The sequence below is a fragment of the Pantoea sp. SGAir0175 genome (genome assembly GCF_043547855.1).
Genome location: NZ_CP028081.1, coordinates 328,273 through 353,354, shown reverse-complemented (window position 1 = coordinate 353,354; position 25,082 = coordinate 328,273). Strand labels below are relative to the sequence as shown.

The window sequence follows — 25,082 nt, the reverse complement described above, 5'->3', positions numbered from 1 at the left end:
TTGAGCGTTTTTATTGAGATAAAGGTCATCGCGGAAAACAAAAAAGCCCTGAACAGATGTTCAGGGCTTTCGTGTTTGATGCCTGGCAGTTCCCTACTCTCGCATGGGGAGGCCCCACACTACCATCGGCGCTACGGCGTTTCACTTCTGAGTTCGGCATGGGGTCAGGTGGGACCACCGCGCTGTTGCCGCCAGGCAAATTCTTTTAAACCGAACTCATGCCATAACTGGTGCTGATACCCAGAGTCGAACTGGGGACCTCACCCTTACCAAGGGTGCGCTCTACCAACTGAGCCATATCAGCACACTAAATTTGATGCCTGGCAGTTCCCTACTCTCGCATGGGGAGGCCCCACACTACCATCGGCGCTACGGCGTTTCACTTCTGAGTTCGGCATGGGGTCAGGTGGGACCACCGCGCTGTTGCCGCCAGGCAAATTCTGTTTTCGTCCGCGTCTTTCGCGCTCTGACTGCGTTGCCCCGCTCGCGCCGCTCAGTCACATACTTCTGTATGCTCCTTCACGTCGTCTCGCGTGCCGCCCTGTCACAGCACAAAATCCACTGGACGTAATCCGGTGAACAAAGCTGAAAATTCTTTCGGTCTCTCAGACCAAAACGCCTCTGGCGTTGTAAGGTTAAGCCTCACGGGTCATTAGTACCGGTTAGCTCAACGCATCGCTGCGCTTACACACCCGGCCTATCAACGTCGTCGTCTTCAACGTCCCTTCAGGACCCTTAAAGGGTCAGGGAGAACTCATCTCGGGGCAAGTTTCGTGCTTAGATGCTTTCAGCACTTATCTCTTCCGCACTTAGCTACCGGGCAGTGCCATTGGCATGACAACCCGAACACCAGCGGTGCGTTCACTCCGGTCCTCTCGTACTAGGAGCAACCCCCCTCAATTCTCCAGCGCCCACGGCAGATAGGGACCGAACTGTCTCACGACGTTCTAAACCCAGCTCGCGTACCACTTTAAACGGCGAACAGCCGTACCCTTGGGACCTACTTCAGCCCCAGGATGTGATGAGCCGACATCGAGGTGCCAAACACCGCCGTCGATATGAACTCTTGGGCGGTATCAGCCTGTTATCCCCGGAGTACCTTTTATCCGTTGAGCGATGGCCCTTCCATTCAGAACCACCGGATCACTATGACCTGCTTTCGCACCTGCTCGAGCCGTCACTCTCGCAGTCAAGCTGGCTTATGCCATTGCACTAACCTCCTGATGTCCGACCAGGATTAGCCAACCTTCGTGCTCCTCCGTTACGCTTTGGGAGGAGACCGCCCCAGTCAAACTACCCACCAGACACTGTCCGCAGCCCGGATCACGGGCCTACGTTAGAACATCAAACATTAAAGGGTGGTATTTCAAGGTTGGCTCCACGCAGACTGGCGTCCACGCTTCAAAGCCTCCCACCTATCCTACACATCAAGGCTCAATGTTCAGTGTCAAGCTATAGTAAAGGTTCACGGGGTCTTTCCGTCTTGCCGCGGGTACACTGCATCTTCACAGCGATTTCAATTTCACTGAGTCTCGGGTGGAGACAGCCTGGCCATCATTACGCCATTCGTGCAGGTCGGAACTTACCCGACAAGGAATTTCGCTACCTTAGGACCGTTATAGTTACGGCCGCCGTTTACCGGGGCTTCGATCAAGAGCTTCTCCTTGCGGATAACCCCATCAATTAACCTTCCGGCACCGGGCAGGCGTCACACCGTATACGTCCACTTTCGTGTTTGCACAGTGCTGTGTTTTTAATAAACAGTTGCAGCCAGCTGGTATCTTCGACTGGCCTCGGCTCCGGGAGCAAGTCCCCTCACCTACGCGCCAGCGTGCCTTCTCCCGAAGTTACGGCACCATTTTGCCTAGTTCCTTCACCCGAGTTCTCTCAAGCGCCTTGGTATTCTCTACCTGACCACCTGTGTCGGTTTGGGGTACGATTTCGTGTTACCTGGAGCTTAGAGGCTTTTCCTGGAAGCAGGGCATCAGTTACTTCACCGCCGTGGCGGCTCGTCATCACGCCTCAGTGTTAAAGAAGACCGGATTTGCCTGGTCTTCACACCTGCACGCTTAAACCGGGACAACCGTCGCCCGGATAACCTAGCCTTCTCCGTCCCCCCTTCGCAGTAACACCAAGTACAGGAATATTAACCTGTTTCCCATCGACTACGCTTTTCAGCCTCGCCTTAGGGGTCGACTCACCCTGCCCCGATTAACGTTGGACAGGAACCCTTGGTCTTCCGGCGAGCGGGCTTTTCACCCGCTTTATCGTTACTTATGTCAGCATTCGCACTTCTGATACCTCCAGCATGCCTCACAGCACACCTTCAGCGGCTTACAGAACGCTCCCCTACCCAACAACGCCTAAGCGTCGCTGCCGCAGCTTCGGTGCATGGTTTAGCCCCGTTACATCTTCCGCGCAGGCCGACTCGACCAGTGAGCTATTACGCTTTCTTTAAATGATGGCTGCTTCTAAGCCAACATCCTGGCTGTCTGTGCCTTCCCACATCGTTTCCCACTTAACCATGACTTTGGGACCTTAGCTGGCGGTCTGGGTTGTTTCCCTCTTCACGACGGACGTTAGCACCCGCCGTGTGTCTCCCGTGATAACATTCTCCGGTATTCGCAGTTTGCATCGGGTTGGTAAGCCGGGATGGCCCCCTAGCCGAAACAGTGCTCTACCCCCGGAGATGAGTTCACGAGGCGCTACCTAAATAGCTTTCGGGGAGAACCAGCTATCTCCCGGTTTGATTGGCCTTTCACCCCCAGCCACAAGTCATCCGCTAATTTTTCAACATTAGTCGGTTCGGTCCTCCAGTTAGTGTTACCCAACCTTCAACCTGCCCATGGCTAGATCACCGGGTTTCGGGTCTATACCCTGCAACTTAACGCCCAATTAAGACTCGGTTTCCCTTCGGCTCCCCTATGCGGTTAACCTTGCTACAGAATATAAGTCGCTGACCCATTATACAAAAGGTACGCAGTCACCTAACAAGTAGGCTCCCACTGCTTGTACGTACACGGTTTCAGGTTCTGTTTCACTCCCCTCGCCGGGGTTCTTTTCGCCTTTCCCTCACGGTACTGGTTCACTATCGGTCAGTCAGGAGTATTTAGCCTTGGAGGATGGTCCCCCCATGTTCAGACAGGATACCACGTGTCCCGCCCTACTCGTCGGACTCACAGCTCATGCATCTTCGTGTACGGGGCTGTCACCCGGTATCGCGCGACTTTCCAGACGCTTCCACTGATGCACAAGCTGATTCAGGTCCTGGGCTGCTCCCCGTTCGCTCGCCGCTACTGGGGGAATCTCGGTTGATTTCTTTTCCTCGGGGTACTTAGATGTTTCAGTTCCCCCGGTTCGCCTCGTTAACCTATGTATTCAGTTAACGATAATGCACAAGTGCATTGGGTTTCCCCATTCGGACATCGACGGCTGTAGCGGTTCATATCACCTTACCGTCGCTTTTCGCAGATTAGCACGTCCTTCATCGCCTCTGACTGCCAGGGCATCCACCGTGTACGCTTAGTCGCTTAACCTCACAACCCACAGGCGTTTTGCAACGCTGCGGACTGCAAGCATTTGAGAGACTCGAACGCATCGTGATTCATTTCTTATTACGGAGAAATGAAGCGACGCGTCGTTTCAAATTTTCAGCTTGTTCCGGATTGTTAAAGAGCAAATACTTCGCAGCACACCGTCGCCGGTATACTCTGAAGTAAGTTTCAGTACTGTAATGGTGGAGCTAAGCGGGATCGAACCGCTGACCTCCTGCGTGCAAGGCAGGCGCTCTCCCAGCTGAGCTATAGCCCCATACAGTCACTGCAGAGACCATCTACTACCACTCACCAGGAGTCACGTTTCTCACACGGGAAATGTGATTTCGTCTCAGGCAAGGCATGTTTTCGCGAAGCATAGTGAACTATGCGAGCCGGAAACATAACGCGGCATGAGAAGAAATCTGGTAGGCCTGAGTGGACTTGAACCACCGACCTCACCCTTATCAGGGGTGCGCTCTAACCACCTGAGCTACAAGCCTGTAGAGGTTTTTTCTGCTCGTTACTTTTCTATCAGACAATCTGTGTGAGCACTTCGCGGGAAGGTATCTTCAGGTAAGGAGGTGATCCAACCGCAGGTTCCCCTACGGTTACCTTGTTACGACTTCACCCCAGTCATGAATCACAAAGTGGTAAGCGCCCTCCCGAAGGTTAAGCTACCTACTTCTTTTGCAACCCACTCCCATGGTGTGACGGGCGGTGTGTACAAGGCCCGGGAACGTATTCACCGTAGCATTCTGATCTACGATTACTAGCGATTCCGACTTCATGGAGTCGAGTTGCAGACTCCAATCCGGACTACGACGCACTTTATGAGGTCCGCTTGCTCTCGCGAGGTCGCTTCTCTTTGTATGCGCCATTGTAGCACGTGTGTAGCCCTGGCCGTAAGGGCCATGATGACTTGACGTCATCCCCACCTTCCTCCGGTTTATCACCGGCAGTCTCCTTTGAGTTCCCGGCCGAGCCGCTGGCAACAAAGGATAAGGGTTGCGCTCGTTGCGGGACTTAACCCAACATTTCACAACACGAGCTGACGACAGCCATGCAGCACCTGTCTCAGAGTTCCCGAAGGCACCAAAGCATCTCTGCTAAGTTCTCTGGATGTCAAGGCCAGGTAAGGTTCTTCGCGTTGCATCGAATTAAACCACATGCTCCACCGCTTGTGCGGGCCCCCGTCAATTCATTTGAGTTTTAACCTTGCGGCCGTACTCCCCAGGCGGTCGACTTAACGCGTTAGCTCCGGAAGCCACGCCTCAAGGGCACAACCTCCAAGTCGACATCGTTTACGGCGTGGACTACCAGGGTATCTAATCCTGTTTGCTCCCCACGCTTTCGCACCTGAGCGTCAGTCTTCGTCCAGGGGGCCGCCTTCGCCACCGGTATTCCTCCAGATCTCTACGCATTTCACCGCTACACCTGGAATTCTACCCCCCTCTACGAGACTCAAGCCTGCCAGTTTCAAATGCAGTTCCCAGGTTAAGCCCGGGGATTTCACATCTGACTTAACAGACCGCCTGCGTGCGCTTTACGCCCAGTAATTCCGATTAACGCTTGCACCCTCCGTATTACCGCGGCTGCTGGCACGGAGTTAGCCGGTGCTTCTTCTGCGGGTAACGTCAATCGGCGAGGTTATTAACCTCACCGCCTTCCTCCCCGCTGAAAGTACTTTACAACCCGAAGGCCTTCTTCATACACGCGGCATGGCTGCATCAGGCTTGCGCCCATTGTGCAATATTCCCCACTGCTGCCTCCCGTAGGAGTCTGGACCGTGTCTCAGTTCCAGTGTGGCTGGTCATCCTCTCAGACCAGCTAGGGATCGTCGCCTAGGTGAGCCATTACCCCACCTACTAGCTAATCCCATCTGGGCACATCCGATGGTGTGAGGCCCGAAGGTCCCCCACTTTGGTCTTGCGACGTTATGCGGTATTAGCTACCGTTTCCAGTAGTTATCCCCCTCCATCGGGCAGTTTCCCAGACATTACTCACCCGTCCGCCACTCGCCACCCAAAGAGCAAGCTCTTCTGTGCTGCCGTTCGACTTGCATGTGTTAGGCCTGCCGCCAGCGTTCAATCTGAGCCATGATCAAACTCTTCAATTTAAAGTTTGATTTGCTGCAACGAGTGCAGCGATGCTCTGTGAATTAAACTTCGTAATGAATTACGTGTTCACTCAGCAAAGACTTGATATTTTTTAAAGCCCGTAGGCTTGTGATATCAATCCTGCGAGTGCCCACACAGATTGTCTGATAAATTGTTAAAGAGCGGTGCGACGCGGCGTTCGGCCTGCTGTCGCGAGGTGGCGTATATTACGCTTTCCTCCTTCAGAGTCAAACACTTTTTTCAGCGTTTTTCTCCGGCGGGGTGAATCACTTCACGCCCTGCTGAGCCGCCTGCGTTGCCGCTTTGCCGTCTCAGTGGTGGCGCATTATAGGGATCCGGATTTTTTGCACAACCCCTTTTTTCGATCTTTTTTATCGACTGGCGAGTTTTCACTCTTTTCGCTGCGATCGCGAGCGATCCGCGCAAAAATCAGCTTGTTTACCCGCACCGGAAGCCGCAGGCTAGCGGGAAACATCAGAAAAGGAGAAATAGAATGTCTGTAGCCCTGCGCCCTTATAAGCAACATATTCCCCACACCGGCGAACGTGTGATGGTGGATAGCAGCAGCGTGGTCGTTGGCGAAGTCGAGCTGGCTGATGATGTCAGCATCTGGCCACTGGTAGCAATCCGCGGTGACGTGAATAAAGTGGTGATTGGTAAACGCAGCAATATCCAGGATGGCAGCGTGCTGCACGTTACGCATAAATCCAGCAGTAATCCCGATGGCTTTCCATTGATCATCGGTGAAGACGTGACGGTGGGCCATAAAGCAATGCTGCACGGCTGCACCATTGGCAACCGCGTGCTGGTGGGTATGGGCTCGATCCTGCTGGATGGCGCGATCGTCGAAGATGAGGTGATGATTGGCGCCGGCAGCCTGGTGCCACCCGGTAAACGCCTGCAAAGCGGCTATCTCTATTTAGGCAGCCCGGTGAAGCAGATTCGGCCGCTAAGCGAAGCGGAAATAGCCGGACTGCTTTATTCGGCCAGTAATTATGTCGGCTGGAAAGATGAATATCTGGCTCAGGGCAGCCACAGCCAGCCCTGATCGTCGGCCTGCTCCGCCCGGAGCAGCTGCTCGGCCTCTTCCTCCAGATCCCAGCGATGCGCGCTAAACAGCGCCATCGCCTCTCCGGCACCAAAGCGCTGCTGCAGCGCCGGCAGCGATATTGCGCAGGTCAGTCCCATACCATTCACCAAGACCGGGAACAGCACCGCCTGCCGGACTGCGTCCCAGCTTTCCCGATCGGGAAACTGGATAGCCTGATTCATGCCTGCATCGCCTGTTTAAGTTGATCGATGACCGGCGCGATCTCCGGCATAACGCCATGCCACAGCTGAAACGCATGCGCCGCCTGACCCACCAGCATGCCGAGTCCATCCGCCAGCTGCTGTGTGCCGTGCTGCTGGCACCACGCCAGAAATGGCGTCAGCCCCTGCTGATAAAACATGTCGTAACAGCGCACCTGCGCATCAATCAGCGTAACCGGCAGCGGCGGCACGTCGCCCGCTACGCCGCTGGAGGTGGCATTGATGATCAGATCAAAACGTTCGCCGGCCAGTTGATCAAAGCTCATCGCCTGGATCGCCCCACTGTGCTGGAATAGCTCAGCCAGCTGTTGCGCGCGTTCCGGCGTGCGGTTAACCACCACCAGCGCGCAGCCCGTCGAGAGCAGCGGCAGGATCACCCCACGCGCCGCGCCGCCCGCGCCCACCAGCAGAATACGATCGCCCGGCCGGATCAGCTGCAGCCGTTGCAGATCGCTCAGCAGGCCGATGCCGTCCGTGTTATCACCCAGAATCGAACCATCGGCTCGCTTCTTTAAGGTATTTACCGCGCCGGATAATGCCGCGCGTTCGCTGAGCTCATCCGCGAACTCCCATGCCTGCTGTTTAAACGGCAGCGTAACATTGGCGCCTTTGCCACCGGCCGCAAAAAACGCCTCTATCGCCTGCGGGAACCCTTCCAGCGGTGCGCAGATGCGTCCGTAAGGATGTTCAATACCGGTCTGCTCAGCAAAAGCGGCGTGAATAAACGGAGATTTGCTGTGGGCGATGGGATGACCAAAAACGGCAAACTTTTCCATAATCAGCCCTGACGAATGAGTTCACCGCTGATGGCATCGCGGATTTCAGAAGGATTCAGGCGACCGCCGGTGGCCGCCTGCAACACCGGGAACTGCGAGCCAAACTGCTCTGCCACTTCGGCGGCGCTGCGGCACGGCGGCTGACCGGTTAAATTCGCGCTGGTTGAGACCAGCGGCTTGCCAAACCCGCGGCACAGCGCCTGAACCTGCGGATGATCGCTGACGCGAATCGCCAGCGAATCAAAGCGGCCGGTTAACCAGCGCGGCGTATGCGGCGAAGCAGGCACCACATAGGTGACCGGACCCGGCCAGCTGGCAAACATACGTTCGCGCTGCAGCACGGTGAGTTCGCGATCGGCAATATAAGGCTCGAGCTGCGCATAATCAGCGGCGATCAGGATCAGCCCCTTTTCTACCGGGCGCTGTTTCAGCTCCAGCAGGGCCATCACCGCGCTTTCGCTGTCCGGATCGCAGCCAAGGCCGAATACGGCTTCGGTAGGGTAAGCAATCACTTGCTGTTGCTGAAGTTGTTCGATGCAGAAGTCGAGGCTTCCGGGTGCATGCTGGCTCTGGTTCATGATCACTCTTCATCCTGGGCGATGGGCTTGCCGCAGCGTTTGCTGGCGCAGAAGCGCTTCATGCCCTGTGCGGTTTTCTTTTCTATTAATAACGGGAACTGGCAATGGGGGCAGACACCTTCCAGCGGCGTGGCGTTGATCGCGAACTGGCAGTCGGGATATCGATCGCAGGCATGGAAGGTTTTGCCATAGCGTGAACGGCGCTGCACCAGCTTGCCGCTGGCGCACTGCGGGCAGGCAATTGCGGTTTCGTCCGGCTTATCGATGGTTTCCGTGTAATCACACTCCGGATAGTGGCTACAGCCGACAAACATGCCGAATCGCCCCTGGCGCAGCACTTTGTCCGCACCACACTGCGGGCAGGCATGGCCTTCCAGCACTTTGACAATATGGCCATCACCCTGACTTTTCAGCGGGCGGATATAGTCACAGGTTGGATAATTCACACAGCCGAGAAAAGGCCCGTGTTTGCCGGCACGTATCACTAATTCTGCCCCGCAGGCGGGGCAGGGATCGTGTTTACGCACGGTAAATAGTGCTGATTTACTCATATTACCGAATGCATTAATCGCAAATTAATGCAGCATACCTTCATTGACGTCGAATAACAGTTCTTCCATCTGCTGATAGGCATTTTCACACCCGGGGATGTTAAACAGCACCATCAGCACCACCCATTTGAGATCTTCCAGATCGAATTCCAGCGTATCAAGCGCCATAACCCGTTCGATGACCATTTCGCGCGTTTCCATATTCAGCACCTGGATTTGTTCCAGGAACAGAATAAAACCACGACACTCGGCATCTAAACGCTGGCTCTCTTCTTCCGTGTAGATTCGCATGGAGAGCGGATCGTTAGCCAGCAACACTGGCGCGACCAGGCCATCCTGATAATCCGCTAACCGCTCAAGCCAATTCAACGCATTGTAGATATCTTCGCGATGAAAACCGGCATCGGTTAAGTCATCGGTCAATTTATCCTGGTCAACGCGCATTTCAGCCTCGTTGTGGATATACGTCTCAAACAAGTACATAAGTACGTCGAACATGGCATGCCCTCCTCAATCGGACATAGCCGCCGGGTACAGCTGCGATCCATCCTGCTAACTCCAGCTCCAGCAATTGCGCTGCGATAACTGGCACAGGTTGGCCGGCACGTTCAGCGACGACGTCAACAGGTGTAACCTCATCACCTACGTTAGCCAACACGCTGGGAAATGGCAATGGCACATCATCACTGAGTTGTGAATATATTGTTTCTGAGATGCTGGCCGGCAACCATTGCAGGGCAGAATGCAAATCCTCAAGGATATTGTTGGGATGCGCCACCAGCAGCGCCCCCTGCTGAATCAGCCAGTGCGTGCCTTCACAGCCAGGGTTACCCAGTGCGCCAGGCAGCGCATACACGTTACGGTTTTGTTCCAGCGCATACCGCGCCGTTACCAGCGAGCCACTCTTCAGTGACGCTTCAACCACCAGCACGCCATGGCTCAGGCCGCTGATAATACGATTACGCCGCGGGAAATTTACCGCATGGGGCGCCATCGACAGCGGCAGTTCTGAAACCAGCGCGCCGCCGCTGGCGATGATCTCCTGTGCCAGCGGCTGATGGCTTTTCGGATAGAGATGATTCAGCCCGCTGCCCAGCACGGCCAGAGTTTTGCCCTGCACTTCCAGCGCGGCACGATGCGCCACGCCATCAATACCGCGCGCCAGCCCGCTGGTGATGGTCAAACCGCTTAGCGCCAGCTGCTGGGTAAACCAGCTGCCCCATTCTCTGCCATACGGTGAACAGTGACGACTGCCGACCACCGCCAGCTGCGGGGTCGCCAGTGCAGAGAGGTCACCCGCTATATAAAGGGCAGCCGGATAGCGGCTGATTTCCCGCAGCCGGGCGGGATAATGTGCGTCGGTGCAGGCGATCAGATGATGTTGCGCCTGTTGCAGCCAGCGCTGCGTTTTTTCCAGCTGGCGTGGACAGAGGGCGAGAAACTGTTGCCGCTGCGTGTCGTCCAGCCCGTGCTGCTGCAACCACGCGTCGTCAATGTGGCTGGCGGCCAGAAGCGCCATGATGAACTGACGGGCGCGCTCACCGCTTAAACCCCAGACGTAAGTCAGCCTGATAATCCTTTCACTGCGTTCCATGCTGCGCTCCCTGTCAGCCGTGCTCTGATGCGGCACAATGCTGTCAATCAGGCCCCAAAAAGTCTACAATATGAGGCAGTAATCTTTTCTTTAACGCATACAGATCTGGATATTTATGTCAGTTTTGCAGGTATTACATTTCCCTGACGATCGCCTTCGCAAAATTGCTGCACCCGTTGCGGCTGTGAATGCTGACGTTCAGCGTATTGTCGACGATATGTTTGAGACCATGTACGCCGAAGAAGGCATTGGTCTGGCGGCGACGCAGGTGGATATTCACCAGCGCATCATCGTGATTGATGTTTCTGAAAGCCGCGAAGAGCGCCTGGTGCTGATTAACCCGGAGCTGCTGGAAAAAAGCGGCGAAACCGGTATCGAAGAGGGTTGCCTGTCGATCCCGGAACAGCGGGCGTTTGTGCCGCGTGCCGAGCGGGTCAAAGTGCGCGCGCTGGATCGCGACGGTAACAGCTTCGAGCTGGAAACCGACGGTCTGCTGGCGATCTGCATCCAGCATGAGATCGACCATCTCGACGGTAAACTGTTTATTGATTATCTGTCGCCGCTGAAGCGTCAGCGTATTAAACAGAAACTGGAAAAACTGGCCCGCCAGAATGCGCGCGCATCCTGAGAGCGAACAGAAGGTTGAACTGTGTCTGCACCGTTAAAAATCATCTTTGCCGGTACTCCTGACTTCGCAGCGCGTCATCTCGACGCGCTGCTTGCTTCTGAGCATCAGGTGGTTGGCGTCTTTACTCAGCCCGACCGCCCTGCCGGACGTGGCAACAAACTCACGCCGGGCCCGGTAAAAGTGCTGGCTCAGGCGCATGATATCCCCGTGTTTCAGCCAAAGTCCCTGAAGCCGGAAGAGAATCAGCAGCTGGTTGCCGGGCTACAGGCCGATGTGATGGTGGTCGTCGCTTATGGTCTGATCCTGCCTCAGGCGGTGCTGACGATGCCGCGCCTTGGCTGCATCAACGTACACGGCTCGCTGCTGCCGCGCTGGCGCGGTGCGGCGCCGATTCAGCGCTCACTGTGGGCCGGCGATAACGAAACCGGTGTGACCATCATGCAGATGGACGTGGGTCTGGATACCGGCGATATGCTGCACAAAATAACCTGCCCGATTAATGCCGACGATACCAGCGCATCGCTGTACGACAAGCTGGCGCAGCTGGGCCCGCAGGGGATGCTGACCACGCTCAGTCTGCTGGCCGCCGGCAGCGCGCAGCCCGAAGTGCAGGATGAGACCCTGGTAACTTACGCGGAAAAGCTCAGCAAAGAAGAGGCACGTCTTGACTGGTCGCTCTCTGCTGTTCAGCTGGAACGGTGCATTCGCGCCTTCAATCCGTGGCCGGTGAGTTATTTCCTCATCGACGATCAGCCGGTTAAAGTCTGGCAGGCCAGCGTGTTACCACACCGCAGCGCCCAGCCGGGAGAAATTCTGCAGGCTGACAAACACGGCATCCAGATCGCGACCGCTGACGGCGTGCTGAATCTGCTCTCACTGCAGCCTGCCGGCAAAAAAGCCATGGCGGCGCAGGATCTGCTCAATTCGCGTCGTGAATGGTTTACACCCGGCACCGTTCTGGCCTGATTCTCCAGCCCGGTTTCCGCCGGGCTTTTTGTTTGATGAATGAATATGAAAAAAGCGACCAACCTGCGCAGCCTTGCCGCGCAACTGATTGAACGCGTGGTGGATAAAGGGGAATCGCTGAGCGCGATTCTGCCCGCTGCGCAAAAAACGCTGGCAAACAACGATGGCGCGCTGCTGCAGGAGTTGTGTTTTGGCGTGACGCGCACGCTGCCGCAGCTGGAAGCGTTGATTAATAAGCTGATGGCGCGGCCGTTAACCGGCAAACAGCGCGTGCTGCACTATCTGATCATGGTGGGCCTGTATCAGCTGCTGTATACCCGCGTTCCGCCGCACGCCGCGCTGGCCGAAACCGTGGCCGGGGCTGAAGCACTGAAGCGGGCAAATCTGAAAGGCTTGCTCAACGGCGTGCTGCGTCAGTTTCAGCGTCAGCGGGACGCACTGCTGGCGGAGGTCAATCAGGGCCCGCAGCGTTACTGGCATCCGGGCTGGCTGCTGAAACGGTTGCAGACCGCGTGGCCAGAGCAGTGGCAGCAAATTGTGGAAGCAAACAATCAGCGACCGCCAATGTGGCTGCGCGTGAATCGTCAGCATCACAGCCGTGACGCCTGGCTGGCGTTATTAACCCAGCAGAATCAAAATGCGTTTAGTGCTGACGCGCCGGATGCGCTGCGTCTTGAAGCACCGGCTCCGGTCAGTCAGCTGCCAGGCTTTGAGCAGGGCTGGGTGACGGTGCAGGATCTCTCTGCTCAGCGTTGTGCCCTGCTGCTGGCGCCGGAAAACGGCGAAACCATTCTCGACCTGTGCGCTGCGCCCGGCGGCAAAACCACCCATATTCTCGAAATTGCGCCACAGGCCCGCGTGATGGCGGTGGATATCGATGCGCAGCGCCTGTCGCGCGTGACGGAAAACCTGCAGCGTCTGGGGATGCAGGCTGACGTGCGTCAGGGCGATGGCCGCACGCCAGCGGCCTGGTGCGACGAGCAGCAATTCGACCGCATCCTGCTGGATGCGCCCTGCTCGGCCACCGGCGTTATTCGACGCCATCCGGATATCAAATGGCTACGCCGCGATCGCGATATTGACGAACTCGCCGCGCTACAGCGTGAGATTCTGGCGGCCATCTGGCCGCGCCTGAAATCGGGCGGTACGCTGCTTTATGCCACCTGCTCAGTGCTGCCGCAGGAGAACCAGCAGCAGATCGAGGCTTTCCTCGCGACGCATGACGATGCGGTGCCGCAGGCATTGCCACAGGGGCAACTTAACGGCTGGCAGGTTTTCCCTGCCATCGATGGCGGCGACGGTTTCTTCTACGCTAAGCTGATGAAAAAATAGTGCAGCGCACAGTGACAAGAGCAACGTATCCATGAAAATTATTATCCTCGGCGCCGGCCAGGTGGGCGGCACGCTCGCTGAAAACCTGGTGGGCGAAAACAATGACATCACCGTGGTTGATAGCGATCCCTCACGCTTACGCGTGCTGCAGGATAAGTTTGACCTGCGCGTGGTGCAGGGCCATGGTTCGCACCCGCGCGTGTTGCGTGAAGCCGGCGCCGAAGATGCGGATATGCTGGTGGCGGTGACCAGCTCTGACGAAACCAACATGATTGCCTGTCAGATTGCTTACTCGCTGTTTAACACGCCAAACCGCATTGCCCGTATCCGCGCCGCCGATTATCTGCGCGATGCGGAAAAGCTGTTCGTGCCGGAAGCGGTACCCATCGACCATTTGATCTCGCCCGAACAGCTGGTGATCGACAACATCTATCGGCTGATTCAGTACCCTGGCGCGCTGCAGGTGGTGAATTTTGCCGAGGGCAAAGTCAGCCTGGCAGTGGTCAAAGCCTATTACGGCGGACCGCTGGTGGGCAATCCGCTGTCGATCCTGCGTGAACATATGCCGCATATCGATACCCGCGTAGCCGCCATTTTCCGTCAGGATCGCCCGATCCGCCCGCAGGGATCGACGATTGTCGAAGCTGGCGATGAAGTGTTTTTTATTGCCGCCAGTCAGCATATTCGTGCGGTGATGAGCGAGATGCAGCGGCTCGAAAAGCCCTATAAACGCATTATGCTGGTCGGCGGCGGCAATATCGGCTTTGGCCTGGCGCAACGGCTGGAGAAGCAGTACAGCGTTAAGCTGATTGAACGTAATCAGCAGCGCGCAGCTGAACTGGCTGAACATCTGCAGGATACCATCGTGTTCTATGGCGATGCCTCGGATCAGGAACTGCTGGCAGAAGAGCATGTCGATCAGGTCGATCTGTTTATCGCCGTCACCAACGACGATGAAGCCAATATCATGTCAGCGATGCTGGCCAAAAAAATGGGTGCGAAAAAGGTAATGGTGCTGATCCAGCGTCGCGCCTATGTCGATCTGGTGCAGGGCAGCGTGATCGATATTGCGATCTCACCGCAGCAGGCCACGATTTCTGCGCTGCTTGGCCACGTGCGCAAAGCCGATATTGTCGGCGTCTCTTCACTGCGCCGCGGTATTGCGGAAGCCATCGAGGCCATTGCCCACGGTGATGAAACCACTTCGCGCGTGGTCGGCCGCCTGATTGAAGATATTAAACTGCCGCCGGGCACAATTATCGGCGCGGTGGTGCGTGGTGATGACGTGATCATCGCCAATGATAATGTGCGTATTGAGCAAGGCGACCACGTGATCATGTTCCTCACCGACAAAAAGTTTGTTCCGGACGTTGAGCGTCTGTTCCAGCCGAGCCCGTTCTTCCTGTAACGGGTTGTGGTTGGGCTGCAGTGAGAATGATGTTTAATCCATTGTTATAATGGCAATTACATGAAGGTTTGTTAGACTTTAGCCATTGGCCAAGGCAAGGAGATAACAATGAGTTTATTCAAAGAGTTTCGTGATTTTGCGATGCGTGGCAACGTGGTGGACCTGGCGGTCGGTGTGATCATCGGTGCTGCGTTCGGTAAGATCGTATCGTCACTGGTTGCGAACATCATTATGCCACCGCTCGGTTTACTGATTGGCGGCGTCGACTTTAAGCAGTTTAAATGGGTACTCAAGCCAGCCGAGGGCGATATCCCAGCGGTGGTGATGGAATACGGTAACTTTATTCAGACGGTATTTGACTTCATCATCGTGGCGTTTGCCATCTTCATTGCCATCAAAGTAATGAATAAACTGTATAAAAAGAAAGAAGTGGAAAAACCAGCGCCTAAACCGACTAATGAAGAAGTGCTGCTGACCGAGATTCGCGACCTGCTTAAGCAACAAAATAATAAAGTGTGATGAATAAAAGCCGCCTCTTCAGGCGGCTTTTTTGTCACTAAAGCAGAAGGCCAGAGGTAAACATTGTTGCTTACCGCTGGCCTCCTGATTCGCTCCCTTCGCGTGTTTATCTTTACGCCGGTAGCTGCCTTTCCCCTTCTGATTACGTTCAACACGCTGGCGATACAGCGGATCGTGTAACAGAGCTTCCAGGGCGTTATCGTTAATTTTGCCTTTTCGATGCTGATAGTGACTCATATCGTCCTCCGGTTAGTGATGGCGCAACTATAGTCCCTGCGCGCCAGAATTCAATCCTTGCTACAACAAATTTCAGGATGCGGATCTTCACCGGTTTCCAGTGCCTCGAGGATCGAACAGCAGGCGCTACTGTGGCGGTCGCCACAACAGGTTTCCGCCAGCCGTTGCAGCGAGCGCTGAATGGTTTGCAGTTCGCTAATCATACTGTTCACCTCATCCAGCCGTTTCGCCACGATTGCTTTTGACTCTTCACAGGTGTGATGCTCTGGATCGATGCGGATCGACAGCAGGTCGCGGATCGATTCCAGGCTGAAACCAAGCTGCCGGCCGTAACGGATAAAACGCAGGCGCTGCAGATCGTTATCGCTGTACAGGCGGAAGCCGCCCTCGGTGCGTACCTCATGATCCATCATCTGCTGCTTTTCATAAAAGCGGATGGTGTCCGGCGTCACGTCCGCCAGTTTTGCCAGCTGGCCAATGCGATACATACTATTTCTCCTGCTGTAGCCGCTGACCGATCGCCGGGCGGTATTCGCCACGCAGAAAATCGGTGCTCATGCCAGCCTGCTGTAGTTTCATCTCCAGCAGCGTCAGGCGTTTGGCCAGTTCGCGCGCCTCGCAGTCATCAGGATCGAGTTCGCGAAGCAGATCGCTCAGTGCCAGCGCGTCGCGGCGCATCTCCAGTTCCGGAGGGAGATAGCCGGCGTTTTTCAGCAGTCGCCAGGCACTGCGCAATTCCGCCGGCACACCACTGTCATCGTCCAGCGTGAGCGGCGCACCCTCACCAGGCAGATTGCTCAGCTCACCCTTTTCCTGAGCGGCGCGGATGTGTTGCTCAGCCAGCTGATCGATAAGCCACATAGAAACCTCCTGCAGGCATGTCTGCCAACAGCATAGCGAATGGAGGGGAAATAGGAAGAAATGACAGGCAATAAAAAACCCGCCGAAGCGGGTTTTTTACGTTACTGCAAATTACTCTGCAGCAGCTTCTGCTTGAGCTTCTGGACGATCAACCAGCTCGATGTATGCCATCGGAGCGTTGTCACCAGCACGGAAGCCACACTTCAGAATGCGAGTGTAACCACCGGCACGGCTCGCGAAACGCGGGCCCAGCTCGTTAAACAGTTTTGCCACGATCTCGTTATCACGAGTACGGGCGAATGCCAGACGACGATTAGCTACGCTGTCGGTCTTGGCAAGAGTAATCAGCGGCTCAACTACGCGACGCAGCTCTTTGGCTTTCGGCAGAGTCGTCTTAATGATCTCATGACGAACCAGAGAACCAGCCATGTTGCGGAACATAGCCTGACGATGGCTGCTGTTGCGGTTCAGTTGACGACCACTCTTACGATGGCGCATGACCTTATCCTTCTCAGTGAAACCTTAACCTGCGATCCGGTTATTCATCAGCAATGCTTGCCGGTGGCCAGTTTTCCAGGCGCATGCCCAGAGACAGACCACGTGATGCGAGCACGTCTTTAATCTCGGTAAGAGATTTTTTACCCAGGTTAGGCGTTTTAAGCAGCTCAACCTCGGTACGCTGTACCAGATCACCGATGTAGTGGATAGCTTCTGCCTTGAGGCAGTTAGCAGAGCGGACAGTCAATTCCAGATCGTCAACAGGGCGCAGCAGGATCGGATCGAATTCTGGTTTCTCTTCTTTGACTTCCGGCTGACGTACATCACGTAAGTCAACGAAAGCTTCCAGTTGTTCTGCCAGGATGGTTGCCGCACGACGAATCGCCTCTTCAGGATCGATTGTGCCGTTGGTTTCCATTTCGATGACCAGCTTGTCCAGGTCGGTGCGCTGTTCTACACGCGCTGCTTCAACATTGTAGGCGATACGGTCTACAGGGCTGTAGCAAGCGTCAACCAACAGACGGCCGATTGGGCGCTCATCTTCTTCCGAATGAATTCGGGCAGAAGCCGGCACATAACCACGACCACGCTGAACTTTGATACGCATGCTAATAGACGCGTTTTCATCGGTCAGATGGCAGATCACATGCTGCGGCTTGACGATTTCGACATCACCGTCGTGGGTAATGTCGGCTGCAGTCACAGGGCCAATGCCAGATTTATTCAGAGTGAGGATGACTTCATCTTTACCCTGAACTCTTACCGCCAGCCCTTTCAGATTGAGCAGGATTTCCAGGATATCTTCCTGTACGCCCTCTTTGGTGGAGTACTCGTGCAGCACGCCATCAATCTCAACCTCGGTCACCGCGCAACCCGGCATGGAAGAAAGCAGAATACGGCGCAGTGCGTTACCAAGAGTATGGCCAAAGCCACGCTCTAACGGCTCAAGGGTCACCTTGGCGTGCGTCGAACTCACTTGCTCGATATCTACCAGGCGCGGTTTTAGAAACTCTGTCACAGAACCCTGCATTGTGTCCTCTCTTTGGTACTAAGCTTTACTTAGAGTAAAGCTCGACGATCAGGTGTTCGTTAATGTCCGCAGACAGATCGGTACGCTCAGGAATACGCTTGAACACACCTTCCATCTTAGTCGCATCAACTTCCAGCCAGGTTGGCTTTTCACGCTGCTCAGCCAGCTCCAGAGCGGCCTTCACGCGAGATTGCTTTTTGGCTTTCTCACGGATGCTTACGACATCATTCGGAGATACCTGATAAGAAGCGATGTTAACAACGCGACCGTTTACCATTACAGATTTGTGGCTAACCAGCTGACGTGCTTCTGCACGAGTGGCACCAAAGCCCATACGGTAAACTACGTTATCCAGACGACCTTCCAGCAGAGCTAACAGGTTTTCACCGGTGTTGCCTTTCAGACGCGCTGCTTCTTTATAGTAGTTACGGAACTGACGCTCCAGCACGCCGTAGATACGACGAACTTTTTGCTTTTCACGTAACTGGCCGCCGTAATCAGACAGACGCGGTTTACGCGCACCATGCTGACCAGGGGCTTGTTCAATTTTGCACTTGGAATCAATCGCGCGAACGCCAGACTTAAGGAATAAGTCGGTGCCCTCACGACGGCTCAGCTTGAGCTTAGGACCCAAATATCTTGCCATTTTCTTTCTCCAACTAACCTAAAAAACGGAACGTTAAACGCGACGTTTTTTCGGCGGACGACAACCGTTGTGAGGGATCGGAGTCACATCAGTAATATTAGTGATGCGGAAACCAGCGGCGTTCAGAGCACGAATAGTAGATTCGCGGCCTGGACCCGGACCCTTAACCATAACTTCCAGGTTCTTAATACCGTAATCTTTCACGGCTTCTGCACAGCGCTCTGCAGCGACCTGAGCAGCAAACGGAGTAGATTTACGTGAACCGCGGAAACCGGAACCACCGGCGGTTGCCCAACCCAGTGCGTTACCCTGACGATCAGTAATAGTAACGATGGTGTTGTTAAAAGACGCATGGACATGAGCCACGCCATCTGAGACTTGTTTTCTTACACGCTTACGTGCACGAACTGGTGCCTTTGCCATTATTTACTCACCCCGATTATTTCTTGATCGGTTTACGCGGACCCTTACGGGTACGTGCGTTGGTCTTAGTACGCTGACCGCGCACCGGCAGACCACGACGATGGCGTAAACCACGGTAGCAACCAAGGTCCATCAGACGCTTGATGCTCAGGGTGATTTCACGGCGCAGATCACCTTCAACAACGAATTTACCAACTGCTTCACGCAGCTGATCAATTTGTTCTTCAGACAGCTCACTGATCTTAACATTTTCAGCGATGCCCGTTTCAGCACAGATGGCTTTAGAACGGGTTTTGCCGATACCGAAGATCGAAGTTAATGCGATAACGGTATGTTTTTGATCAGGAATGTTAATGCCTGCTATACGGGCCACTATGCACTCCTATAATTAAATAAATGCGTACCATGCTGAAAAGCCCGTTTTCAGGATACTCAAATGGAAACGCATCGACATACAAAAGATTGGCTGGCTAATCTAGCCAGCTCAACCCGACTTTGCAAGAAAAATATGTGACTTAATCAGCCCTGGCGCTGTTTATGCTTAGGCTCGGAGCTGCAGATCACACGTACGACACCGTCGCGACGAATGATTTTGCAGTTACGACATAATTTCTTGACGGAAGCACGAACTTTCATTTTTACTCTCCGTAACTTCTCAAGCTACTGAATTAACGGCCATAGCCTTTCAGGTTAGCTTTCTTCAATGCAGACTCGTACTGACTGGACATCATCAGAGTTTGCACTTGAGCCATAAAGTCCATGATGACAACCACTACAATCAGCAGCGAGGTGCCGCCAAAGTAGAAGGGAACCTTCATGGCATCACGCATGAACTCCGGGATCAGGCAGATAAAAGTAATATACAGTGCGCCGATTAAGGTCAGACGTGTCATTACTTTATCGATGTACTTCGCCGTTTGCTCTCCCGGACGAATTCCCGGTACGAATGCACCAGACTTCTTCAGGTTATCTGCTGTTTCACGCGGGTTGAAAACCAACGCCGTGTAGAAGAAACAGAAGAAGATGATTGCAGTCGCATAGAGTAGCACATAAAGCGGCTGTCCTGGCTGCAAATACAGCGAAATTGTTGTCAGCCAGTTCCAACCGGTACCGCCCCCGAACCAGGATGCTATCGTCGCCGGGAACAGGATAATGCTGGAAGCAAAGATAGCTGGGATTACGCCCGCCATGTTCACTTTCAACGGTAAATGTGTGCTCTGTGCAGCATATACACGACGACCTTGCTGACGTTTAGCGTAGTTAACCACAATGCGGCGCTGGCCACGCTCAACGAAAATAACAAAGAACGTCACTGCAAATACAAGAACTGCAACCAACAGCAACAGAAGGAAGTGCAGGTCGCCTTGCCGCGCTTGCTCGATGGTATGGCCAATGGCCGGCGGTAAACCCGCAACAATACCCGCGAAGATAATGATCGAAATACCGTTACCGATACCTCGTTCAGTAATCTGTTCGCCCAGCCACATCAGGAACATGGTTCCGGTAACCAGACTTACAACAGCGGTAAAGTAGAAAGCAAAGCCTGGATTTAATACCAGGCCCTGCATTCCAGGCATATTCGGCAGACCGGTAGCAATACCGATCGACTGGAATATAGCCAGAACCAGTGTGCCGTAGCGAGTGTACTGGCTGATCTTACGACGACCAGCTTCACCCTCTTTCTTAATCTCGGCCAACGCGGGATGAACCACCGTCAGCAGCTGGATAATAATAGAGGCCGAAATATACGGCATAATACCCAGCGCGAAGATTGAGGCACGACTGAGAGCACCACCAGAGAACATGTTAAACATTTCAATGATGGTGCCACGCTGTTGCTCAAGCAGTTTGGCAAGTACAGTGGCATCGATACCGGGGATTGGAATAAAAGAGCCAATACGGAAGACAATCAGTGCACCGATTACAAACAACAGTCTGCGCTTCAGTTCACCAAAGCCACCTTTGGCACTTTGAAAATCTAATCCCGGTTGCTTTGCCATCTGCTACTTATTCCTCGATTTTACCGCCAGCAGCTTCGATTGCAGCACGAGCACCTTTGGTGACACGCAGACCACGAATCGTAACAGGTGCAGATACTTCACCAGACAGGATCACTTTCGCGAACTCAATCTGTACACCGATGATGTTAGCTGCTTTCAGCGTGTTCAGGTCGACGATACCGCCTTCCACTTTCGCCAGATCAGACAGACGCACTTCTGCAGTCACGAATGATTTGCGCGAGGTGAAGCCGAACTTCGGCAGACGACGGTACAGAGGCATCTGACCACCCTCGAAACCACGACGTACGCCACCGCCAGAACGAGACTTCTGACCTTTGTGACCACGACCGCCGGTTTTACCGAGGCCAGAACCGATACCACGGCCCAGACGCTTGGAAGCGTGTTTAGACCCTTCGGCCGGAGACAGAGTGTTTAAACGCATCTCTTACTCCTCCACTTTCAGCATGTAAGAAATCGCGTTGATCATACCGCGTACAGCTGGCGTGTCTTCACGCTCAACGGTGTGACCAATACGACGCAGACCCAGACCAACCAGAGTGGCTTTGTGCTTAGGCAGGCGGCCGATTGAGCTACGGGTTTGTGTAATTTTGATTGTCTTAGCCATCGTGATTACCCCAGAATTTCTTCAACGGATTTACCACGCTTGGCAGCAACCATATCCGGAGACTTCATATTGCCCAGGCCGTCGATAGTTGCACGAACCACGTTGATCGGGTTGGTGGAACCATAGGCTTTAGCCAGAACGTTATGAACTCCAGCGACTTCCAGAACGGCGCGCATTGCACCGCCGGCGATGATACCGGTACCTTCAGAAGCCGGCTGCATGAACACACGAGAACCCGTGTGCGCACCTTTAACCGGGTGCTGCAGGGTGCCGTGAGTCAGCGCGACATTAACCATATTGCGACGAGCTTTTTCCATCGCTTTCTGGATCGCTGCTGGAACTTCACGCGCTTTACCGTAACCAAAACCAACGCGGCCGTTACCATCACCCACTACAGTCAGAGCGGTGAAGGAGAAAATACGACCACCTTTCACAGTTTTAGAGACACGGTTTACCGCGATCAGTTTTTCCTGCAGGTCGCCAGCTTGTTTCTCGATGTGTGCCATCTTAGACCTCTACCTTAGAACTGAAGGCCAGCTTCACGAGCAGCATCTGCAAGTGCCTGGACGCGACCATGATATTGGAAACCGGAACGGTCGAAAGAAACATCTTTGATGCCTTTTTCGATAGCGCGCTCAGCCAGAGCTTTACCTACAGCTGCAGCGGCGTCTTTGTTACCGGTATACTTCAGTTGTTCAGCGATAGCTTTTTCTACAGTAGAAGCAGCAACCAGAACTTCGGAACCGTTCGGGGCGATTACCTGTGCGTAAATGTGACGCGGGGTACGATGTACCACCAGGCGAGTAGCACCCAGCTCTTTGAGCTTGCGACGTGCACGGGTCGCACGACGGATACGAGCAGATTTCTTATCCATAGTGTTACCTTACTTCTTCTTAGCCTCTTTGGTACGCACGACTTCGTCGGCGTAACGAACACCCTTGCCTTTGTAAGGCTCAGGACGACGGTAGGCGCGCAGATCAGCTGCAACCTGACCAATCAGCTGTTTATCAGCGCCTTTCAGCACGATCTCAGTCTGAGTTGGACATTCAGCAGTGATGCCGGCCGGCAGTGCATGGTCAACCGGGTGAGAGAAGCCCAGGGCCAGACTCACAGAGTTGCCTTTAACAGCTGCACGATAACCAACACCAACCAGTTGCAGCTTCTTGGTGAAGCCTTCGGTAACACCGATAACCATGCCGTTCAGCAGCGCACGGGCAGTACCTGCCTGTGCCCAACCATCCGCATAACCTTCGCGCGGAGCGAAAGTCAGGGCGTTGTCTGCATGCTTAACTTCTACAGCACTGTTGATAGTACGAGTCAGCTCGCCGTTTTTGCCTTTGATCGAAACTTCCTGACCGTTGAGTTTTACCTCTACGCCGGCAGGAACAACGACAGGTGCTTTTGCAACACGAGACATTTTATCCTCCGATTACGCTACGTAGCAGATAATTTCGCCACCAAGACCAGCCTGGCGCGCTGCACGATCAGTCATGACACCTTTAGAGGTAGAAATTACAGCAATGCCCAGACCGGCCATAACTTTTGGCAGCTCATCTTTTTTCTTATAGATGCGCAGACCTGGACGGCTAACACGCTGAATGCTTTCTACAACAGCTTTACCCTGGAAGTACTTAAGAGTCAGTTCCAGTTCCGGCTTGATGTCGCCTTCGATTTTAAAATCTTGAATATAGCCTTCTTCCTTCAGCACGTTGGCAATTGCCACTTTCAGCTTGGAGGAAGGCATAGAGACCGCAACTTTGTTCGCGGCCTGACCGTTACGGATACGGGTCAGCATATCCGCGATCGGATCTTGCATGCTCATCTGTGTTACTCCCGTGATTCAAATGGTGACAATTACCAGCTAGCCTTTTTCAGACCCGGGATTTCACCGCGCATTGCGGCTTCACGGACCTTGATACGGCTCAACCCAAACTTCCGCAGGAAACCGTGCGGACGACCTGTCTGACGGCAGCGGTTACGCTGACGTGAAGGGCTGGAATCACGCGGCAGACTCTGCAGCTTGAGAACGGCGTTCCAACGGTCTTCGTCGGATGCGTTCACATCAGAAATGATCGCTTTCAGTTCAGCGCGTTTTGCGAAGAACTTGTCTGCTAATTTCACACGCTTAACTTCGCGTGCTTTCATAGATTGCTTAGCCATTAAGTAACCCTACCTTACTTGCGGAACGGGAAGTCAAAGGCAGCCAGCAGAGCACGGCCTTCATCATCAGATTTCGCAGTAGTGGTAATGGTGATATCCAAACCACGAACGCGATCGACTTTGTCGTAGTCGATTTCTGGGAAGATGATCTGCTCACGAACGCCCATGCTGTAGTTACCACGACCGTCGAAAGACTTCGCGGACAGACCACGGAAGTCACGGATACGCGGTACAGCAATAGTGATCAGACGCTCAAAGAACTCCCACATGCGCTCGCCACGCAGAGTTACTTTACAGCCGATCGGATAGCCCTGACGGATTTTGAAGCCTGCAACTGATTTGCGTGCTTTGGTGATCAGCGGTTTTTGACCGGAGATTGCTGCCAGGTCAGCTGCTGCGTTATCCAGCAGTTTCTTGTCAGCGATCGCTTCACCAACACCCATGTTCAGGGTGATCTTCTCGACCCGAGGGACTTGCATGACAGAATTGTAGCCAAACTCTGTCATGAGTTTCTGGACTACTTCGTCTTTGTAGTAATCATGCAGTTTCGCCATCGTACTACTCCAAATTACTTGATAGTTTCGCTGTTAGACTTGAAGAAACGGACTTTTTTACCGTCTTCGAATCTAAAGCCTACACGGTCAGCCTTGCCGGTTGCCGCATTGAAGATTGCAACGTTAGAAACCTGGATAGCAGCTTCTTTTTCAACGATGCCGCCTGGTTGGTTCAGAGCCGGAACCGGCTTCTGGTGTTTCTTAACCAGGTTGATACCTTCAACGATGACCTTACCAGAAGTCAGGACATTCTTTACTTTACCGCGTTTACCTTTGTCTTTACCGGTAAGCACGATAACTTCGTCGTTACGACGGATTTTCGCTGCCATTGTTCGCTCCTTAGAGTACTTCTGGTGCCAGAGAGATAATTTTCATGAACTTTTCAGTACGAAGTTCACGAGTTACCGGCCCAAAAATACGCGTTCCGATAGGCTGCTCGCTGTTATTGTTCAGAATAACGCATGCATTACCATCGAAGCGAATGACAGAACCGTCCGGGCGACGAACACCCTTCCTGGTGCGCACCACTACCGCTTTCAGGACATCACCTTTTTTCACCTTGCCACGCGGAATTGCTTCCTTGATGGTCACTTTGATGATATCGCCGACGCCTGCGTAGCGACGGTGCGAGCCACCCAGAACCTTGATACACATTACGCGACGTGCACCGGAGTTGTCGGCGACGTTCAGCATAGTCTGTTCTTGGATCATTTTAGTGCTCCGCTAATGTCA

32 protein-coding genes, 3 tRNA genes and 4 rRNA genes are annotated in these 25,082 nt (G+C 54.1%); 6 read left to right on the top strand and 33 right to left on the bottom strand.

What is annotated here, in order from left to right; all coding sequences use genetic code 11:
* Positions 1–80 precede the first annotated feature (80 nt).
* From rrf (C1N56_RS01695) to C1N56_RS01665, 7 genes are all read right to left on the bottom strand, one after another.
* Positions 81–196 (bottom strand): 5S ribosomal RNA (rrf, locus tag C1N56_RS01695).
* 32 nt (positions 197–228) lie between these two features.
* Positions 229–304 (bottom strand) — tRNA-Thr (locus C1N56_RS01690).
* Between the two features lie 14 nt (positions 305–318).
* A 5S ribosomal RNA gene (gene rrf / locus C1N56_RS01685) occupies positions 319–434 on the bottom strand.
* 197 nt (positions 435–631) lie between these two features.
* Positions 632–3,536, bottom strand: a 23S ribosomal RNA gene (locus tag C1N56_RS01680).
* Between the two features lie 198 nt (positions 3,537–3,734).
* A tRNA-Ala gene (locus tag C1N56_RS01675) sits at positions 3,735–3,810 on the bottom strand.
* Between the two features lie 149 nt (positions 3,811–3,959).
* A tRNA-Ile gene (locus tag C1N56_RS01670) sits at positions 3,960–4,036 on the bottom strand.
* Between the two features lie 74 nt (positions 4,037–4,110).
* Positions 4,111–5,652: ribosomal RNA gene (locus C1N56_RS01665) — 16S ribosomal RNA — on the bottom strand.
* Together the 16S, 23S and 5S rRNA genes with 3 tRNA genes alongside form the textbook arrangement of a ribosomal RNA operon.
* A gap of 494 nt (positions 5,653–6,146) precedes the next feature.
* Here C1N56_RS01665 and C1N56_RS01660 point away from each other — a divergent pair.
* Positions 6,147–6,701 carry a gamma carbonic anhydrase family protein gene (locus tag C1N56_RS01660; RefSeq protein ID WP_058759903.1) on the top strand — a complete coding sequence of 185 codons (555 nt, stop codon included), beginning with the start codon at positions 6,147–6,149 and terminating at the stop codon, positions 6,699–6,701.
* On the opposite strand, the gene C1N56_RS01655 is transcribed toward C1N56_RS01660, so the two are convergent.
* Genes C1N56_RS01655 through dprA form a run of 6 tightly spaced genes read right to left on the bottom strand, consistent with a single transcriptional unit; the run spans position 6,677 to position 10,463 of the window.
* Positions 6,677–6,925: a DUF1488 family protein gene (locus C1N56_RS01655; RefSeq protein ID WP_058759902.1), complete on the bottom strand. Its 249-nt coding sequence runs from the start codon at positions 6,923–6,925 to the stop codon at positions 6,677–6,679. The genes C1N56_RS01660 and C1N56_RS01655 overlap by 25 nt on opposite strands.
* Complete coding sequence (aroE, locus tag C1N56_RS01650; protein ID WP_104094136.1) at positions 6,922–7,740, bottom strand: shikimate dehydrogenase; 819 nt, start codon at positions 7,738–7,740, stop codon at positions 6,922–6,924. Before aroE ends, C1N56_RS01655 begins: the two co-directional genes overlap by 4 nt.
* A gap of 2 nt (positions 7,741–7,742) precedes the next feature.
* Complete coding sequence (gene tsaC, locus C1N56_RS01645; protein WP_104094137.1) at positions 7,743–8,318, bottom strand: L-threonylcarbamoyladenylate synthase type 1 TsaC; 576 nt, start codon at positions 8,316–8,318, stop codon at positions 7,743–7,745.
* Positions 8,319–8,320: 2 nt separating this feature from the next.
* Positions 8,321–8,869, bottom strand: a complete 549-nt coding sequence (locus C1N56_RS01640; protein WP_058782020.1) for a DNA topoisomerase family protein — start codon at positions 8,867–8,869, stop codon at positions 8,321–8,323.
* 24 nt (positions 8,870–8,893) lie between these two features.
* The gene (gene smg, locus C1N56_RS01635; RefSeq protein ID WP_031279836.1) at positions 8,894–9,367 is read right to left on the bottom strand and encodes a DUF494 family protein Smg; all 474 of its coding nucleotides are present in this window, start codon (positions 9,365–9,367) and stop codon (positions 8,894–8,896) included.
* Positions 9,339–10,463 (bottom strand): DNA-protecting protein DprA, encoded by a 1,125-nt coding sequence (gene dprA, locus C1N56_RS01630; protein ID WP_150360729.1) that lies wholly within the window; start codon positions 10,461–10,463, stop codon positions 9,339–9,341. Before dprA ends, smg begins: the two co-directional genes overlap by 29 nt.
* Positions 10,464–10,578: 115 nt before the next feature.
* Between dprA and def the strand changes: the two genes are divergently transcribed.
* The 5 genes from def to mscL all read left to right on the top strand — a co-directional run bounded on the left by def (position 10,579) and on the right by mscL (position 15,316).
* Entirely contained in the window at positions 10,579–11,091 is a 513-nt protein-coding gene (def, locus tag C1N56_RS01625; RefSeq protein WP_021508231.1) for a peptide deformylase, read from the top strand.
* Positions 11,092–11,112: 21 nt separating this feature from the next.
* Positions 11,113–12,057: a methionyl-tRNA formyltransferase gene (gene fmt / locus C1N56_RS01620; RefSeq protein WP_058759898.1), complete on the top strand. Its 945-nt coding sequence runs from the start codon at positions 11,113–11,115 to the stop codon at positions 12,055–12,057.
* Positions 12,058–12,102: 45 nt separating this feature from the next.
* Positions 12,103–13,389: a 16S rRNA (cytosine(967)-C(5))-methyltransferase RsmB gene (gene rsmB / locus C1N56_RS01615; RefSeq protein ID WP_394517033.1), complete on the top strand. Its 1,287-nt coding sequence runs from the start codon at positions 12,103–12,105 to the stop codon at positions 13,387–13,389.
* Between the two features lie 31 nt (positions 13,390–13,420).
* Positions 13,421–14,797 carry a Trk system potassium transporter TrkA gene (trkA, locus tag C1N56_RS01610; RefSeq protein ID WP_021508228.1) on the top strand — a complete coding sequence of 459 codons (1,377 nt, stop codon included), beginning with the start codon at positions 13,421–13,423 and terminating at the stop codon, positions 14,795–14,797.
* Positions 14,798–14,905: 108 nt separating this feature from the next.
* Entirely contained in the window at positions 14,906–15,316 is a 411-nt protein-coding gene (gene mscL, locus C1N56_RS01605; RefSeq protein ID WP_021508227.1) for a large-conductance mechanosensitive channel protein MscL, read from the top strand.
* Between the two features lie 18 nt (positions 15,317–15,334).
* Here the strand turns inward: mscL and C1N56_RS01600 are convergent, their stop codons facing one another.
* From C1N56_RS01600 to rplN, 20 genes are all read right to left on the bottom strand, one after another.
* A complete protein-coding gene (locus C1N56_RS01600) occupies positions 15,335–15,553 on the bottom strand; it encodes an alternative ribosome-rescue factor A (RefSeq protein WP_021508226.1) in 219 nt (72 codons plus the stop codon).
* A gap of 50 nt (positions 15,554–15,603) precedes the next feature.
* Positions 15,604–16,041 carry a Zn(2+)-responsive transcriptional regulator gene (gene zntR / locus C1N56_RS01595; RefSeq protein WP_211724941.1) on the bottom strand — a complete coding sequence of 146 codons (438 nt, stop codon included), beginning with the start codon at positions 16,039–16,041 and terminating at the stop codon, positions 15,604–15,606.
* A 1-nt stretch (position 16,042) separates the two neighbouring features.
* On the bottom strand, positions 16,043–16,414 hold the full coding sequence (locus tag C1N56_RS01590) for a DnaJ family domain-containing protein (RefSeq protein WP_058759896.1): 372 nt from the start codon (positions 16,412–16,414) through the stop codon (positions 16,043–16,045).
* A gap of 111 nt (positions 16,415–16,525) precedes the next feature.
* Positions 16,526–16,912 carry a 50S ribosomal protein L17 gene (rplQ, locus tag C1N56_RS01585; RefSeq protein WP_003850180.1) on the bottom strand — a complete coding sequence of 129 codons (387 nt, stop codon included), beginning with the start codon at positions 16,910–16,912 and terminating at the stop codon, positions 16,526–16,528.
* 40 nt (positions 16,913–16,952) lie between these two features.
* Positions 16,953–17,942 (bottom strand): DNA-directed RNA polymerase subunit alpha, encoded by a 990-nt coding sequence (locus C1N56_RS01580; RefSeq protein WP_007891688.1) that lies wholly within the window; start codon positions 17,940–17,942, stop codon positions 16,953–16,955.
* 25 nt (positions 17,943–17,967) lie between these two features.
* Positions 17,968–18,588, bottom strand: coding sequence for a 30S ribosomal protein S4 (gene rpsD, locus C1N56_RS01575; RefSeq protein ID WP_010618555.1), 621 nt, complete (start codon positions 18,586–18,588; stop codon positions 17,968–17,970).
* Positions 18,589–18,621: 33 nt separating this feature from the next.
* Complete coding sequence (rpsK, locus tag C1N56_RS01570; RefSeq protein ID WP_004160563.1) at positions 18,622–19,011, bottom strand: 30S ribosomal protein S11; 390 nt, start codon at positions 19,009–19,011, stop codon at positions 18,622–18,624.
* Positions 19,012–19,027: 16 nt separating this feature from the next.
* Positions 19,028–19,384, bottom strand: coding sequence for a 30S ribosomal protein S13 (rpsM, locus tag C1N56_RS01565; protein ID WP_021508223.1), 357 nt, complete (start codon positions 19,382–19,384; stop codon positions 19,028–19,030).
* Positions 19,385–19,530: 146 nt separating this feature from the next.
* Positions 19,531–19,647 (bottom strand): 50S ribosomal protein L36, encoded by a 117-nt coding sequence (gene rpmJ / locus C1N56_RS01560; RefSeq protein WP_071813610.1) that lies wholly within the window; start codon positions 19,645–19,647, stop codon positions 19,531–19,533.
* 32 nt (positions 19,648–19,679) lie between these two features.
* Complete coding sequence (gene secY, locus C1N56_RS01555; RefSeq protein ID WP_021508222.1) at positions 19,680–21,011, bottom strand: preprotein translocase subunit SecY; 1,332 nt, start codon at positions 21,009–21,011, stop codon at positions 19,680–19,682.
* Between the two features lie 7 nt (positions 21,012–21,018).
* Positions 21,019–21,453: a 50S ribosomal protein L15 gene (rplO, locus tag C1N56_RS01550; protein WP_021508221.1), complete on the bottom strand. Its 435-nt coding sequence runs from the start codon at positions 21,451–21,453 to the stop codon at positions 21,019–21,021.
* A 3-nt stretch (positions 21,454–21,456) separates the two neighbouring features.
* Positions 21,457–21,636, bottom strand: a complete 180-nt coding sequence (gene rpmD, locus C1N56_RS01545) for a 50S ribosomal protein L30 (protein WP_013510758.1) — start codon at positions 21,634–21,636, stop codon at positions 21,457–21,459.
* Between the two features lie 5 nt (positions 21,637–21,641).
* Positions 21,642–22,142, bottom strand: coding sequence for a 30S ribosomal protein S5 (gene rpsE, locus C1N56_RS01540; protein WP_010618560.1), 501 nt, complete (start codon positions 22,140–22,142; stop codon positions 21,642–21,644).
* Between the two features lie 14 nt (positions 22,143–22,156).
* Entirely contained in the window at positions 22,157–22,510 is a 354-nt protein-coding gene (gene rplR, locus C1N56_RS01535) for a 50S ribosomal protein L18 (RefSeq protein ID WP_013510760.1), read from the bottom strand.
* Between the two features lie 9 nt (positions 22,511–22,519).
* Positions 22,520–23,053: a 50S ribosomal protein L6 gene (gene rplF / locus C1N56_RS01530; RefSeq protein ID WP_007891676.1), complete on the bottom strand. Its 534-nt coding sequence runs from the start codon at positions 23,051–23,053 to the stop codon at positions 22,520–22,522.
* A 12-nt stretch (positions 23,054–23,065) separates the two neighbouring features.
* Positions 23,066–23,458, bottom strand: coding sequence for a 30S ribosomal protein S8 (gene rpsH, locus C1N56_RS01525; RefSeq protein ID WP_021508220.1), 393 nt, complete (start codon positions 23,456–23,458; stop codon positions 23,066–23,068).
* A 32-nt stretch (positions 23,459–23,490) separates the two neighbouring features.
* Positions 23,491–23,796: a 30S ribosomal protein S14 gene (gene rpsN / locus C1N56_RS01520; protein WP_010618564.1), complete on the bottom strand. Its 306-nt coding sequence runs from the start codon at positions 23,794–23,796 to the stop codon at positions 23,491–23,493.
* 14 nt (positions 23,797–23,810) lie between these two features.
* Positions 23,811–24,350, bottom strand: a complete 540-nt coding sequence (gene rplE / locus C1N56_RS01515) for a 50S ribosomal protein L5 (protein ID WP_013510763.1) — start codon at positions 24,348–24,350, stop codon at positions 23,811–23,813.
* Positions 24,351–24,364: 14 nt separating this feature from the next.
* The gene (gene rplX, locus C1N56_RS01510) at positions 24,365–24,679 is read right to left on the bottom strand and encodes a 50S ribosomal protein L24 (protein WP_021508218.1); all 315 of its coding nucleotides are present in this window, start codon (positions 24,677–24,679) and stop codon (positions 24,365–24,367) included.
* A 10-nt stretch (positions 24,680–24,689) separates the two neighbouring features.
* A complete protein-coding gene (gene rplN, locus C1N56_RS01505; protein WP_006120590.1) occupies positions 24,690–25,061 on the bottom strand; it encodes a 50S ribosomal protein L14 in 372 nt (123 codons plus the stop codon).
* Positions 25,062–25,082 lie beyond the last annotated feature (21 nt).

Excerpts from the sequence above, each read along its gene's own strand:
- rplR (WP_013510760.1), bottom strand. The coding sequence starts at position 22,510 with ATGGATAAGAAATCTGCTCGTATCCGTCGTGCGACCCGTGCACGTCGC.
- C1N56_RS01660 (WP_058759903.1), top strand. The coding sequence starts at position 6,147 with ATGTCTGTAGCCCTGCGCCCTTATAAGCAACATATTCCCCACACCGGC.
- rplE (WP_013510763.1), bottom strand. The coding sequence starts at position 24,350 with ATGGCGAAACTGCATGATTACTACAAAGACGAAGTAGTCCAGAAACTC.
- rplO (WP_021508221.1), bottom strand. The coding sequence starts at position 21,453 with ATGCGTTTAAACACTCTGTCTCCGGCCGAAGGGTCTAAACACGCTTCC.
- C1N56_RS01655 (WP_058759902.1), bottom strand. The coding sequence starts at position 6,925 with ATGAATCAGGCTATCCAGTTTCCCGATCGGGAAAGCTGGGACGCAGTC.
- rplQ (WP_003850180.1), bottom strand. The coding sequence starts at position 16,912 with ATGCGCCATCGTAAGAGTGGTCGTCAACTGAACCGCAACAGCAGCCAT.
- rpmJ (WP_071813610.1), bottom strand. The coding sequence starts at position 19,647 with ATGAAAGTTCGTGCTTCCGTCAAGAAATTATGTCGTAACTGCAAAATC.
- smg (WP_031279836.1), bottom strand. The coding sequence starts at position 9,367 with ATGTTCGACGTACTTATGTACTTGTTTGAGACGTATATCCACAACGAG.
- mscL (WP_021508227.1), top strand. The coding sequence starts at position 14,906 with ATGAGTTTATTCAAAGAGTTTCGTGATTTTGCGATGCGTGGCAACGTG.
- rpmD (WP_013510758.1), bottom strand. The coding sequence starts at position 21,636 with ATGGCTAAGACAATCAAAATTACACAAACCCGTAGCTCAATCGGCCGC.
- C1N56_RS01600 (WP_021508226.1), bottom strand. The coding sequence starts at position 15,553 with ATGAGTCACTATCAGCATCGAAAAGGCAAAATTAACGATAACGCCCTG.
- rplX (WP_021508218.1), bottom strand. The coding sequence starts at position 24,679 with ATGGCAGCGAAAATCCGTCGTAACGACGAAGTTATCGTGCTTACCGGT.
- C1N56_RS01640 (WP_058782020.1), bottom strand. The coding sequence starts at position 8,869 with ATGAGTAAATCAGCACTATTTACCGTGCGTAAACACGATCCCTGCCCC.
- aroE (WP_104094136.1), bottom strand. The coding sequence starts at position 7,740 with ATGGAAAAGTTTGCCGTTTTTGGTCATCCCATCGCCCACAGCAAATCT.
- rplF (WP_007891676.1), bottom strand. The coding sequence starts at position 23,053 with ATGTCTCGTGTTGCAAAAGCACCTGTCGTTGTTCCTGCCGGCGTAGAG.
- rpsH (WP_021508220.1), bottom strand. The coding sequence starts at position 23,458 with ATGAGCATGCAAGATCCGATCGCGGATATGCTGACCCGTATCCGTAAC.
- C1N56_RS01580 (WP_007891688.1), bottom strand. The coding sequence starts at position 17,942 with ATGCAGGGTTCTGTGACAGAGTTTCTAAAACCGCGCCTGGTAGATATC.
- secY (WP_021508222.1), bottom strand. The coding sequence starts at position 21,011 with ATGGCAAAGCAACCGGGATTAGATTTTCAAAGTGCCAAAGGTGGCTTT.
- tsaC (WP_104094137.1), bottom strand. The coding sequence starts at position 8,318 with ATGAACCAGAGCCAGCATGCACCCGGAAGCCTCGACTTCTGCATCGAA.
- zntR (WP_211724941.1), bottom strand. The coding sequence starts at position 16,041 with ATGTATCGCATTGGCCAGCTGGCAAAACTGGCGGACGTGACGCCGGAC.
- rpsK (WP_004160563.1), bottom strand. The coding sequence starts at position 19,011 with ATGGCAAAGGCACCAGTTCGTGCACGTAAGCGTGTAAGAAAACAAGTC.
- dprA (WP_150360729.1), bottom strand. The coding sequence starts at position 10,463 with ATGGAACGCAGTGAAAGGATTATCAGGCTGACTTACGTCTGGGGTTTA.
- rpsN (WP_010618564.1), bottom strand. The coding sequence starts at position 23,796 with ATGGCTAAGCAATCTATGAAAGCACGCGAAGTTAAGCGTGTGAAATTA.
- C1N56_RS01590 (WP_058759896.1), bottom strand. The coding sequence starts at position 16,414 with ATGTGGCTTATCGATCAGCTGGCTGAGCAACACATCCGCGCCGCTCAG.
- trkA (WP_021508228.1), top strand. The coding sequence starts at position 13,421 with ATGAAAATTATTATCCTCGGCGCCGGCCAGGTGGGCGGCACGCTCGCT.
- rpsE (WP_010618560.1), bottom strand. The coding sequence starts at position 22,142 with ATGGCACACATCGAGAAACAAGCTGGCGACCTGCAGGAAAAACTGATC.
- rplN (WP_006120590.1), bottom strand. The coding sequence starts at position 25,061 with ATGATCCAAGAACAGACTATGCTGAACGTCGCCGACAACTCCGGTGCA.
- def (WP_021508231.1), top strand. The coding sequence starts at position 10,579 with ATGTCAGTTTTGCAGGTATTACATTTCCCTGACGATCGCCTTCGCAAA.
- rsmB (WP_394517033.1), top strand. The coding sequence starts at position 12,103 with ATGAAAAAAGCGACCAACCTGCGCAGCCTTGCCGCGCAACTGATTGAA.
- rpsD (WP_010618555.1), bottom strand. The coding sequence starts at position 18,588 with ATGGCAAGATATTTGGGTCCTAAGCTCAAGCTGAGCCGTCGTGAGGGC.